Origin of the sequence: Silvibacterium bohemicum (assembly GCF_001006305.1) — a bacterium.
Lineage (GTDB): Bacteria > Acidobacteriota > Terriglobia > Terriglobales > Acidobacteriaceae > Silvibacterium > Silvibacterium bohemicum.
In genome coordinates, this window is sequence record NZ_LBHJ01000004.1 from 715,535 (window position 1) to 728,208 (window position 12,674).

Sequence of the window (12,674 nt, forward strand, 5' to 3'; positions counted from 1 at the left end):
GCTAGCTAGGTCGTCGGATGAAATGTCTTTTATAACCACGAGAATGGCATCAGATTACATCAAAATCTTCATGTTTAGCACGATTTCCGAGCTTCAACCCAATCCCGGTTAAGTGCTGCGGACGCCTGTAAACGGTTACCTGAGAGCAAATTGTCCGGATTCGGATATAGTGGTCCCGTTCTTGGGAGGAACCCCGATTATGGCTCAATTTCCCTCACTATCCCGCCGGGCATTTCTTCATGCTGGAGCGGGTGCGGCGGCGGCCGGACTGCTTGGCATCTCCGAGGTCCATCTCGACGCCCAGACGCCCGATATGGACCTCAGCAACCCCGTCCGCTTCGGCATCATCGGGGTCGGCACTCAGGGTTCCGCGCTTCTTACCAACTCCGTCGCCCTGCCTGGAGTGAAGTGCCTCGCTGCGAGCGATCTCTACGACGGCCGCCATACTCTGGCGCGAGAGATCGCCGGCCAGGACGTGAAGACCAGCCGCCGCTACCAGGATGTCCTCCAAGACAAATCCATCGAATGCGTGATCGTCGCTGTCCCGGATTTCTGGCACAAACAGGTGGTTGTTGACGCGCTCAAAGCCGGTAAAGACGTCTACTGCGAAAAGCCGATGTCGCACACCATCGCCGAAGGCGAGGAGATGGTCTCCACGTCCCAGCACACCGGAAAATTCGTTCAGGTAGGCTCGCAGCGGGTCAGCTCCCCTATCTTCATCAAAGCTCAGGAGTTGATATCGAACGGCTCCATCGGCGATGTTCTGCAGGCCGAGCTGCAGCTGGGGCGTAACTCGCCCGATGGCGCGTGGGAATATCCTCCGCCGCCCGATCTTTCCCCGGAAAACCTCGATTGGGTAACCTGGCAGAAGGATCTGCCCAAAAAGCCTTTCGATCCCAAAACCTTTGCACGCTGGCGCTGCTGGCATGAGTACGGCACCGGCATGGCCGGGGATCTGATGGTGCATCTGGTGAGCGGCATGCAATTTGTGACCGGCATCAACGCCATCCCCGATTCAGCCTATACCGCGGGAGGCATCGAACGCTGGAAGGACGGCCGGAACATGCCGGACGTGCAGTCGACCGTGCTGAAGTACGGCAAGGTTCCGGTTTCGGTGCGGCTGACCCTCGGCACCGAAACTCCGGAGATCACCCGGGTGCTGGGCAGCAAAGGCGTCGTCGAAATCACCAACAACTCCGTGACGTATCTACCTCAGCTGGGAATCAACACCGGCCCCAGCTACTACTCGCAAAGCTATTCCGCAGCCCTGCGCCACCAGTATGACCAGGATTGGCATGCCCAGAACGACCCCATCCTCGCGCAGCATCCGTTAGCCGACGCTACGGTCTACCGGGGTCAATCCTGGGACAACCTGAAACCGCACCTAGCAAACTTCTTCAGCGCCGTTCGCACCCGCAAGCCGGTCGTCGAAGACGTGGTCTTTGGTCACCACGCAGCCGCTGCCTGCCACATGGCCAACGCCTCCTACTTCGAGGACAAACTCATCAAGAGGGCCTGAAGAATTAGCAGGATTTACAACTGGACTTGGTCAATTCTGCCCGGAAAGAATCCGCTCTGCAGAAGCCTCTTCCACCACCTCGTCGCTGACCACGAAAAAGTGGCGGAGATTCGCGACCCCGAAAGAAGTCGTAATCGCCACGTCGGACGCGTCGCGTCCGACCGCCATCAGCACCCGCCCCACACGCGGGCGGTTGTGCCGTGCATCGAAGGTCCACCAGCGGCCGGAGAGATACACCTCGAGCCACGCGCTGAAATCCATCGGGGAGGGCGGAATGTCGATGCGAATGTCGCCGAGATAGCCGGTCGCGTAGCGCGCCGGAATATTCAAGGCTCGCAAAAACGTAATGGCCAGATGCTGGAAATCGCGGCACACCCCCTGCCGCTCCGTGAAAACATCCAGTGCGGTTTTGGTCGGCCGTGCAAAGTGATATCCGAAGGTGACCTTCTCATGCACCCAGCTGCAAACCGCGTGAACGCGCGACCACCCCTTGGGCAGATGCCCGAAGAGATCCAGTGCAATGCCGGAGAGCCGGTCGACCTCGCAGTAGCGGCTGCTCATCAGGTAGCGCAGAACGTCGCTGGGCAATTCGGAGATCGGATGCTCGACAGCGGAGAGGTTAATTGCGTCTGGCTCACCGGAATCCAAAATAAGAGTGTTGTTCGAGAGCCGAAGCCGGCCGGCCGGAGCGTCGAAACGTGTGCAGACGTTGCCGAAGCTATCGATATAGCAGTCGAGAGAAATCGCGGGATCCACCTGCATCAGGTCAGGCTCGCGCAGATCGGCGGAGCGCGAGGGATGGACGTGCAGCATGGCTACAAAAGAAACGGGCGCTGGCAGGTCAAATTGGATATCGTATCCAAGTCGGATAAGCATAGATTTTCTTTCATGGCCCTTTCGCCCTGAATTCGTGCCGGGATGCCCATTATGCAGCAAGGATGGCGATATTAAGATGCGATGAATGGCCTGAAACGTTTGTCGCGGCCGCATTTCGTTTAGAGTTTCACTAGCGACGACTATCGCTACGAGGGACGACTTGACGTACTGTCTCGGCATTCTTACCCACCAGGGATTGGTCATGGCCTCCGACTCGCGCTCCAACGCGGGCTTCGATCAGGTCAACATTTGCCGCAAGATGCACACCTTCGTTCATCCGGGTGAGCGGGCCTTCGTCATCCTCACCAGCGGCAGTCTTTCCCTTACGCAATCTGTCATTGCCCTGCTACGCGATGAATTCGACGCGGGCGAAGGACTTGCACGGGTGAATTCGTTCTACGCAGCGGCACGCGTGGTTGGCGACTGCGTGCGCAAGGTGTCGGAGCTCGACCGCGCCGCTCTCGAGCGCGACGGATTCAACTTCAACATCAATCTTCTGCTTGGAGGACAGGTCAAGGGCGAGCGCCCGGCTCTCTCGCTGATCTATCCCCAGGGCAATCCGTTGAGCGCCACACACGACTCGCCGTATCTGCAGATCGGCGAGGTCAAATACGGCCGGCCCATCCTCGATCGCGGCATCGTCTCCGGCTCGACCACGCTCGAAGACGCGGCCATGTACGCGTTGCTCTCGTATGACGCCACCATGCGCTCCAACGTGACCGTAGGGCCGCCCATCGAATTTCTGCTGTATGAGAACGACAAGCTGGAGTTGGACCGCTATCGACGCTTCTCCGCCGACGACTCGGAGTTGATGCTCATCCACCGCTGCTGGGAGCAGGCGCTGCGCCGCGCCGTCGAGGACCTACCCAAGATCCAGTTCAACGCCTGTCTGCCAAATCTTCCGTAGCCGGACATCAGACTCGAGAGTCAACGGCAAACGCGAAGCGGCAGGCCTGGACGGCCAGACCTATTCGATGTCGCCGACGGCGTAGTAGCCCTTCCGGGACTGCACCTTCAGCCCATCGCCTTTGCAAGAGATATCCAGCTTGCGGTAGCTGCCGTCCAGCTTGTTATTGGTCGGCGTATAGCTCGCAAGGTACTGGGTCCGCAGCTCCTCTTCGATCTGGGCAAAGGCGTCTTCGAGCTTCTTCCCGTTATTGCCCACGTTGATCACGCGGCCGCCGGTCTCCTGCGTCAGCTTCTGCATCTGCGAATCGCCCGAGTAGCCCAGGTTGAATCCGCCATTGCCATAGAAGGGGCGATCCGCGATCAGGATCACGTAAATGATGGCGTTCGCCTTCTGCGCCGCCTCGATCGCCTGGTTGGGCTTGGTCTCGCTACCCTCGTCCTCGCCGTCGGTAAGCAGGATGAGCGCCTTGCGTCCAGTTTCCGAGCGGATCTTGTCATTCGATACCTGCGAGACCGCGTCGTAGAGCAGCGTCCCCTTGGGGGCACCGTGAGTAGGCACCGGCCCCTGGCCGATCCCCGGTACGCCTCCTCCGCCAGCGCCGACATTAATGTCTGTCTTGTCGATGGCGCGCTGCAGCTCGCTTACGTTATTGGTGAAATCCTGTTCCAGGTTCACGCCAACATCGAAGCTGACCACGAACGCCTCGTCCTTTTTGCGCATGAGGCTGCGCAGAAAGTTGTCGGCCGCCTGCTGCTCCAGAGGAAGAACGCGCTGCTGGCTCCCGCTGGTGTCGACCATGATCCCCAGCGTCAACGGCAGATCGGTCTCAGCCGAGAAGTTCTTGATGGTCTGCTGCTGCTTGTCCTCGACGATATTGCAGTCGCTTTTCGCCAGCGTTGGAATCAAACCATTGTGCTTGTCGCGGACCGTGAAGTAGAGGCTGACCAGGTTGACGTTCACCTTCAGCGTCGTTTCGGCCTTCGACTCGTCCGGCTGGTCGGGAAAGCTGCTCGCCGGCGGCGGAGCATCGGCCGAAGGGGTGGTCTGAGCCCGGGCGCTCAAGGCTCCCAGGCCGAGCGGGAGAGACAGCAAGGCGACAAGCGGAAGGCGTAGCGGACGATCGCGAAAAGATAAAGACATGGCCACCTCATTAGACGGGATTCCGCAGGAAAATGTCAGTCCCTGACGGCCGGAATCGATACGGGAATCGACTCGGCGAGGAATCCGTAAAACACAAAGCCGCGTACCTGCATCTGGTAGTCTGAAGCATACGCCCGGGACCCTCCAAGCGATTGGGGATTCGGCGCGTCTAAGATAAGGAAGTTTGACCGGGCCCAACCTCGAGGCAGATACGATCTGAGGCATGCCATCGAGTGCCTGAATTAGCGGTAACTTACGCTGCAGGCGGAGCTTTTCCGCCCGATCACAAGGTTTGAAAGGGTCCGGAACCGCCGGGCCACGTATGGAAGGTAGTTGGAGGATTTCTGGTGACGCAAGGCGCCTTGGCAATCGCGTTCTCCCTGTTCATGATGGGAGCCGCGCAACAACAACCGCAGCAGCAGCAAACGCCCCCTAACATTCCGGACGCGCCTGCACCATCCGGCCTTTCCGATCTCAAAGGCCAGGTCACTCCCGGGTCAGGCACCATTGTCGACAAACAGAGCAGCCCCGACTTGCCTCCCGGACAGACCACCCAGGCGCCCGCTCCAACCACGCCGCCCGCTCCCGATACTTTTCAGACGGAAGCTCCGGAAACGCCGAAGACCGCCGCGGATGCCCAGGCCTTCACGATCCACGTTCCAGTCAATTACATTGACATTCCCGTCACCGTGCGCGACAAGCACCACCAGCTTGTAGCCGGTCTGACCTGGCGGCAGTTCCGCATCTTTGAAGACGGCCAGCGCCAGAAAATCGCTTTTTTCACCGTCGATCCGTATCCGCTCTCCGTAGCCTTCGTCATCGACCAGACGCTGCCGTCGGACATCATGCAGAAAGTCAACGAGAGTCTGGCCGCGGTCACCGGCGCGTTTTCTCCTGCGGATACCGTTGCCGTCATCACCTACAACAACAACCCGCAGACGATCACCGACTTCACCGGCGCTCAGGGCGCACGCCTGCCCGTAGCGCTGCAACAGGCCAAGCGTCCAGGACGCGATATGGGCGTGCCCCAGCCTACCGGCCCATTGGCGTCTGGCATGTCCATCAACGGCAATTCGCCTGATCCCAACCTGGCTCCGCAGCGTGGTAATCCGGGTAACTTCCTGACGATTCCCAGGGAATCCCACCCCCTCAACGATGCTATTCTCTACGCTGCGCAGATGCTCTCCCGGCAGCCCAAGGGACGGCGTCGCATCCTCTACGTCATCACCGACGGTAAGGAAAAGCGCAGCACCGCTTCGCAAAAGGAAGTGCTGAGGTTTCTGTTGACCAACAACATTACCGTCTACGGCACGCTGGTCGGAGACGCAGCCACCTGGGGCGTCGGCTACCTGGATAAGGTCAAGCTGCCCCTGCTGCCCGCGGACAACGTGATGCCCAAATACACCACCTTTACGGGCGGCTATCTGGAATCCCAGTTCTCCGAGAATGGTATGCAGAAGAGCTTCGCCGCGATCACCGGCTCGGTGCGCACCCAGTACACTCTCGGGTACTACAGCCACGCGCCATCTCTCAGCGAAAAGCATCACTCGGTCGATGTGCGGGTGGAAGGGATTTCCGGTCTCGACGTCACCGCCAAGGAAGGTTACTACCCGTCGTTGGCCAATATGACGCAATAGCCGGTCATCATCCGAAAGTTTCAAAAAGAAAGCCTGCCCGGTTGGGCAGGCTTTCTTTTTGGTCGATGACAAACCACCCGATCTGTTTTTGAGAGAGCGCGTGAAGCTTGGCCCGCGGATCAGCCATTTCACTGTCGCTTCGCCGGAATTCTTGCTTCCGTCGGCCATTAGAACGACCTGCCCTGAATGACGGGCCCAGACTTGAGCGATCTCGTACGCGGCTCTGCCAGTTTCGAGCCAACCGGACTAGAGCCAACCGCGCCTTAGCTACCCGCTTCCCAGCTACCTGCCACCCGAATTTATCCACAAATTATTGTGGCTCCGCGCGATCTGAAATGGCATCAATTCAGAGGCGAGCTATTTGCGTAAGGAAGCCGCCAATGATCGAATGCTAGCTATGCATCGCCGGGATTTTCTGCGCCTCTCCGCTCTTGCCTCCAGCTCGACCCTCATCGCAAAACGCGGGTGGGGAGCGCCTGACTCGGCCGCTATTGCCCGGCTGACCATCGACCCAAGCCGCGAAGGAAACGTCATCGGTCCCGACTTCACCGGTCTCAGCTATGAAACCGCGCAGCTCGGCGATCCCGAATTCTTCTCTCCCTCCAACAGAGATTTGGTTGGCCTGATGCGCCGCCTCGGAGGCTCGGGAGTTCTCCGCATCGGCGGCAACACCAGCGAATATTCCCGGTGGACGGCTGAGACGCCGGCAGCCATGGGCGCCGACGCGCCCGCGCAGCCGGGTGCCGCAGTCGGTCCGGATACCGGCAAGGCTCCGCCCAAGCCCACCATCATCACGCCTCATGCCATCCGCAACCTGCGCGGCTTTGTCGACGCCCTGGGATGGAAGCTGATCTACGGGCTCAACCTGGGCACCGGGACGCCCGAGACGGCTGCCGAGGAAGCGGCCTATGTCTTCAACACTTTTGGGCCGAGGCTCATCGCTTTTCAACTTTGCAACGAGCCCGATCTCTTTTCCAGAAACGGCATCCGCAAGGCCGGCTATGCCTATCCCGACTTTGCCAAGGAGTGGCGCAGCTTCTACGAAGCAATCAAGAAGCGCGTTCCCGATGCGCCATTTGCCGGACCCGATACAGCCTTCAACAACGAATGGCTGTTGCCGTTCGCGAACGAATTCAAGCAGGACATCGTCTCTCTTTCGCAGCATTACTACGCCGAGGGACCGCCGACCGATCCTTCCATGACCATCGCTCGGCTTCTCCAACCGAATCCCAAACTGCAGTCTCAATTCGCTGGAATGGGGCAGACGAGAAAGGACACCGGCCTTCCCTTTCGGCTGGCGGAAACCAACTCCTGCTATTCGGGCGGCAAAGAGGGAGTCAGCGATACCTTCGCGTCCGCTCTATGGGGAGCGGAGTTGATGTATCAGCTCGCCCAGGCCGGGGGAGAAGGCATTAACTTCCACGGTGGAGGCTTCGGATGGTACACACCCATCGCCGGCACTCGCGAAAAAGGATTTACGGCGCGGCCCATCTTTTACGGAATGCTGCTCTTCGCGCAGGCCGGAGCGGGTAAGCTGCTCGCATCCAGCCTCGAATATCAGCAGGACGAGCCTCTACTCACCGCCTATTCTCTGCGTTCGGATTCAGGGAGCATCAAAGCCGTCATCTTCAACAAACATAAAGATCGGAGTGCCCGAATCGCTATTCAGCCGCAGGAACGTTCCGAGGAAGCGTCCGTCTTGCGCCTCACAGCTTCTGGTCTGGAAGCAACAACTGGAATCGTGCTGGGCGCGAATGGCGTCGACGGCGGCGGGAAGTGGGAATATTCAAGCCTGGAGCGGGTTTCTATCGTTGACAATGCAGCAACAATCGAAGTGCCGTCTGCAAGCGCAGCGCTCGTCTCGTTCAAGCGGCTATGAACTGTCCGCCGCTCCCCTGCGTAGTTTCGCTTGTTGAACTAGATATGTCGATACAGCCTGGGGCCCTTCAAGTCACGGATGCCGATCGTCCGTAAGCGGCGTTAGCCTTCGTCGATGACTCGCGCAAGTGCCAGAAGTGATGCTTCTCACGAACGCGTGACGACAATCCGGTTGCTAACCGATACTGTGGATGAGGAGTCCATTCGAGCAATGCAACAGTTCGGCGATTTTCGCATCGACCCTCAGAATGAGTGTATGTGGCGCGGAGAGGCAATGATCTCCCTCACTCCGCGCCCATTCGCCGTCCTGCGCTATCTGGTTGAGAACTCGCAGAGGCTGGTCACGCATGACGAGCTGCTCGAAGCGTTGTGGCCCGAAACCTACGTTCAGCCACAGGTGTTGCGCACTTATATTCTTGAGCTGCGCAAGCTCCTCGGTGACGACCCCTCCTACCCACGTTACATTCAGACTGTACCCAAGCGCGGCTATCGCTTTCTCTGCGCAGTGACCGATGTGTCTTCTGCCAGCAATGCGGGATTGTCCGCCACGCTGGTAGGACGTGAGTTTGAGCAGGGTTTTCTTGTCGACCATCTCAATCGCGTCAAGAAAGCAGAACGCTCCACCCTCTTTATTACCGGAGAGCCGGGCATCGGCAAAACCGCACTGATCGACGCGTTCTGCGCACAACACTGCGAGGAAGAAGGCCTTCGCGTCGCACGCGGACAGTCGATCGAAGGCTTCGGAGGCAAAGAGGCCTTCTATCCCGTGCGCGAAGCTCTTAACGATCTCTGCTCCTGCGACGATGGCAAAGCACGCTCCCTGTTGAACTCGCTCGCGCCCGGATGGACCGGCCGCAACGGCGGGTCGTCCGTGGGAGAGCTCTGCGAGGCCTTCGAATCGCTCGCGGCCAATCACCCGCTGCTGCTCATCTTCGAAGACATTCACTGGGCGGACACTTCGACCCTCGACCTGATTTCTGCCCTTGCACGCCGCAGGTCGCGGGCCAAACTCATGGTGCTGGCCAGCTATCGCCCGAGCGACATCGATACCGAGCATCCGCTGCGTCTGCTCGAGCAGGACCTGCTCACCAATCGCCGCAGTGAGGAATTGCGCCTCGGGCCGCTCGACAAACAGGCGATATCCGCATATCTCCGCCGCGAACTTCATTCGGAGAAGCTGCCTTCCGGCCTCTCCAGCCTGGTTCATCAGCACTGCGCCGGCAACCCGCTCTTCATGACCGCGGTGCTCGAGCACCTGCGCACGCAGAACATCTTTCGGCTCGACGATGGGCAGCTGAGTCTGCGCGTGCCGCTCAGCGAAATCGAACTGGGCGTGCCCGAGGGTCTGGCCGGCATCATCGAGTTCCAGCTCGAAAAACTCACCGATGAAGACCGCCGGCTGCTCGAAGCCGGAAGCATCGCCGGAACCATATTCCCCGCATGGGCTGCGGCTGCGGCGCTGGAGATCACGATCGACCAGGTTGAGGAAGCTTACGCTAAGCTGGTACGCCGCGTCCGTCTCCTCACCATCGCCGGACACGACGAGCTGCCCGACGGAACGCAATCGGCGTTTTACGTCTTCTCTCACGCTTTGTATCGCGAAGCGCTCTATGCGCGCATGCCCGCCGCACGGCGTGCGCACTGGCATCGCCGGGTCGCCGAGCGCCTGCGCGCCATGTTCGCCGGGCAGGAATCGAGCGTGGCCTACGAGATCGCCGCACATGCGGAAGCCGGCGGAGTGGCACGGTAACCGCAACTACGTAGTCCATCTTCCAAGGCGATCCGCCGAAGCCTGCTTACACCGCGACGCACGTGCAGCAGCGCGGAGCTGGAACATCCCGGCGTGCGGTGCACGATTTTATCCCCGAATAAAATTTTCGTATCGACAACCCGCCGCCTCAGACTAATATCCGTACATTCGGGCTGCCCCACATCCACGATGCCGAAGGCGCCCTGAGGTGAAAGATGATTGCGAGAGTGTGGCGTGGATATACCAGAGCCGAAGATGCCAGCCTCTATGAGGCTATGCTGAAACCCGAGCTGTTGCCCGGCATCGGCATGGCGAGCGGTTACATCGGCAGTTATCTCCTGCGCAGGCAGCAAGACGCAGAGGTCGAATTCATCACCATCATCCTCTGGGACTCGATCGAGGCCATACGCGCCGTTGCCGGTGAAGATTTTGAAACCGCCATTGTCCCCGAGGAACGCCGCAAATATCTTCTACGGTATGACGAAAAATCGGCGCATTATGAAATCGCGTCGGTCCACGGGCTGGGATTGGCTTTGAACTAATCCCAGGCGGAGCACCTTGTGTCGTCGATTCCGCAAAACATGCGAAACGAATACACTCACCCCATGAGCTCTGAAATAGGAACCATCTTTCTGCGCCACTCCACGTCGAAGCTGGAGGACATGGTCAGGTGCGTCGAAGCATGTCTGCAAAAACTCACCAATGATCAAGTGTGGCAGCGTCAGGCCGACCACGAAAATACTATCGGCAATCTCATCCTGCATCTGTGCGGCAGTACTCGCCAGTGGATCATGCACGGCGTCGGCGCCAACTCTGACGTGCGCACCCGTGACCAGGAATTTTCAGCCGCGGGCAGCCTCACCGGGGCCGAGCTCATCGGCCTGTTCAAGAAAACAATTGCAGAAGCAAACGATGTCCTCGGGCACTTGCCTACGCAGCGGCTCGAGGAGCGCATTCGCCCTCAGAATCGGGACGTCACCATTCTCGAAGCGATTTATCAGGTCGTGGGTCACGTGCAACAGCACACCGGACAGATCATCCTGCTGACCAAGCAGATGACGCAGCAAGACCTCGACCTGACCACGCCACGGCCGCGATAAACTCCTCTCAAGCACGGCCGCTACAGTCTAGTGCAGAAGATAAACCCAGGTGTCGGTTCCATCCACACGCTGCCAGCCTGCCGGCGTGCTCACATCGGATGGCTTATTGGAAGCTACCGCCGCAGCTGCTCCCGCATTGCGAAACAATGTCAGGATTCTTCCCTGCAACTCAGGCGAGCCGTGCCAGAACTCCTGAACTTCCGCACCTGCCGGAGCCTGATGCGGATTACGCTGATCGAAAGGATCGCCGCCCAGTTCGGCCACAATCCGCAGGTGCGCGACATAGGCCCAGGTGCAGCTCGCATTCGGTCCACCGATAGCGGCAACTTCGTCTCCCGGCTTGAGGCCCAGCCGCTGTAGTCCCATGCCCAGCTTCCACTGCGGATTTTCCGCATAAGTGTAGTGATGGGCGATGTGCGAAAAAATATCGCGGTCGACCAGAAGGTAGTTAAGAGCGGCTCCAAGCGTCATGATCGCGAAAATTTGCGTACGCGTTTTGCGCGACGGCAAGCTGCTCAGTGCCGCAACCGTCACGAACGGGAGCAGACAGAGGATGGCGAAAAACGATCCGAGATAGCGGTCCTCAAGGTGAACCTGAACGTAGAGCAGAATTCCCAGCAGCGCCGGAAGATAGAACGGCCAAAAACTTAGCGCCGTCTTCAGCATGGCGCGACGATTTTCCGCCGCAGCAAGTAAGAGCAGAGTAGAAAGAAGCACGGCGTAGAAGATCGGCTGCCCAACCAATATCTTCGCCAGATAACCAAGATCGCGCCCAATCCCAATCGCCTGGTACTTCGCGCTCCAGAAATGCCGATACCCTTCATACCAATAAACAACATTGCCGAAAGGTGGATAGGTATTGTGGTAAGGCTCGCCAAAAACGAAGAGATCAGGCCCCTTCAATACCTCATGCGTAGGATGAACCGGCGTCCCATACCCCGCGGGACCGCCTTGCCAGTTTGTCCATCGCGGCAGATAGTTCACATGGAACGCATAGTTCAACTGGCCCGATTCGCCCGTGGTGAAATGCCCGTACGACCAGGACAGCCCAGCAACATAAGGTGCGGCAACTACCGCGAATACTAGAAACGCTATCAGGACCGGCGCAATTCGCCGCTTCTTCCAGAGGAATGCGCCAGCCGTCACTAGCAGCAGGATGAAAGAGAGCGGAAGGAAAATGCCTTTGATCCAATATCCCACGCCTAAGATGACGCCGAGAACAATGGCGCGTCCATAGTTGGGATTTCCAAGCAAGCGCCAGATCGTAGCCGTTGCAAGAAAGAAGAAAGTAGTGACCAGCAGGTCGGGGCCAACACGAGAAACGGAATCGATGCAGAGCTGAATCGCAATGAAGATACAGACGCCGGCATAGTGAACAAACCTGCGCCGCTGCAAAGCCTCTTCCAGGGGTAAATCTTCGCTCAAAGAGTTGAAGCTCTTCAGGAGATAAAGGAAGGCCAGCCATGTGCCTAGAAAAATAATGAGATTGAGAACATGGATGGCAAGCCACTCCCCGTTGGCGCTCGATGGAAAGAACGGGCGCGCCGCCGCAAGCAATAAGGGATAACCGACGCTCCACAGCGGATTGAATACCATCTTCCAATCTCTGGCGGGGATCGCTCTGCTGATATCGAGATAAGAGATGGCATCGGTGGCGAAGTCGGTGCGTTTGAACCATCCTTCGATGGCTCCGAGAAAGAGGACAAAGCAGGTAAGCGTAACCTGCCGCCCGAGAGGTTCGTTGAGTTCTCTCCTGCGACTGACCGGGCCGGTAGCGGCGGAGCCTTCCGTCGCGTTGATTGCTGACATTATCGATGAGAGCCCGACTTCGCTCCATTCCTCTCACAAAGTTCGGCAACACGCT

The 12,674-nt window shown here is 58.8% G+C and carries 10 protein-coding genes; 7 read left to right on the forward strand and 3 right to left on the reverse strand.

Going from position 1 to position 12,674, the window contains the following annotated elements; genetic code table 11:
• The first annotated feature begins 199 nt into the window (after window positions 1–199).
• Window positions 200–1,519, forward strand: a complete 1,320-nt coding sequence (locus tag XX99_RS13710; protein WP_050059931.1) for a Gfo/Idh/MocA family protein — start codon at window positions 200–202, stop codon at window positions 1,517–1,519.
• Between the two features lie 30 nt (window positions 1,520–1,549).
• Here XX99_RS13710 and XX99_RS13715 read toward each other — a convergent pair whose 3' ends face one another.
• Window positions 1,550–2,395: a transglutaminase-like domain-containing protein gene (locus XX99_RS13715; RefSeq protein WP_050059932.1), complete on the reverse strand. Its 846-nt coding sequence runs from the start codon at window positions 2,393–2,395 to the stop codon at window positions 1,550–1,552.
• Between the two features lie 160 nt (window positions 2,396–2,555).
• On the opposite strand from XX99_RS13715, the gene XX99_RS13720 reads away from it, so the two are divergent.
• Entirely contained in the window at window positions 2,556–3,302 is a 747-nt protein-coding gene (locus tag XX99_RS13720) for a peptidase (protein ID WP_050059933.1), read from the forward strand.
• A 60-nt stretch (window positions 3,303–3,362) separates the two neighbouring features.
• Here XX99_RS13720 and XX99_RS13725 read toward each other — a convergent pair whose 3' ends face one another.
• The gene (locus XX99_RS13725) at window positions 3,363–4,445 is read right to left on the reverse strand and encodes a VWA domain-containing protein (protein WP_050059934.1); all 1,083 of its coding nucleotides are present in this window, start codon (window positions 4,443–4,445) and stop codon (window positions 3,363–3,365) included.
• Window positions 4,446–4,792: 347 nt separating this feature from the next.
• Between XX99_RS13725 and XX99_RS13730 the strand changes: the two genes are divergently transcribed.
• The 5 genes from XX99_RS13730 (at window position 4,793) to XX99_RS13750 (ending at window position 10,810) form a co-directional block, all read left to right on the forward strand.
• Window positions 4,793–6,082: a VWA domain-containing protein gene (locus XX99_RS13730; protein ID WP_082125544.1), complete on the forward strand. Its 1,290-nt coding sequence runs from the start codon at window positions 4,793–4,795 to the stop codon at window positions 6,080–6,082.
• A gap of 388 nt (window positions 6,083–6,470) precedes the next feature.
• Complete coding sequence (locus XX99_RS13735) at window positions 6,471–7,961, forward strand: glycosyl hydrolase family 79 C-terminal domain-containing protein (RefSeq protein ID WP_184085269.1); 1,491 nt, start codon at window positions 6,471–6,473, stop codon at window positions 7,959–7,961.
• Between the two features lie 273 nt (window positions 7,962–8,234).
• Window positions 8,235–9,710, forward strand: coding sequence for an AAA family ATPase (locus tag XX99_RS13740; RefSeq protein WP_184085266.1), 1,476 nt, complete (start codon window positions 8,235–8,237; stop codon window positions 9,708–9,710).
• Window positions 9,711–9,925: 215 nt separating this feature from the next.
• On the forward strand, window positions 9,926–10,252 hold the full coding sequence (locus XX99_RS13745) for a hypothetical protein (RefSeq protein ID WP_050059937.1): 327 nt from the start codon (window positions 9,926–9,928) through the stop codon (window positions 10,250–10,252).
• A 63-nt stretch (window positions 10,253–10,315) separates the two neighbouring features.
• Window positions 10,316–10,810: a DinB family protein gene (locus tag XX99_RS13750; protein ID WP_184085263.1), complete on the forward strand. Its 495-nt coding sequence runs from the start codon at window positions 10,316–10,318 to the stop codon at window positions 10,808–10,810.
• 27 nt (window positions 10,811–10,837) lie between these two features.
• On the opposite strand, the gene XX99_RS13755 is transcribed toward XX99_RS13750, so the two are convergent.
• Window positions 10,838–12,619 (reverse strand): hypothetical protein, encoded by a 1,782-nt coding sequence (locus XX99_RS13755; protein WP_050059939.1) that lies wholly within the window; start codon window positions 12,617–12,619, stop codon window positions 10,838–10,840.
• Window positions 12,620–12,674 lie beyond the last annotated feature (55 nt).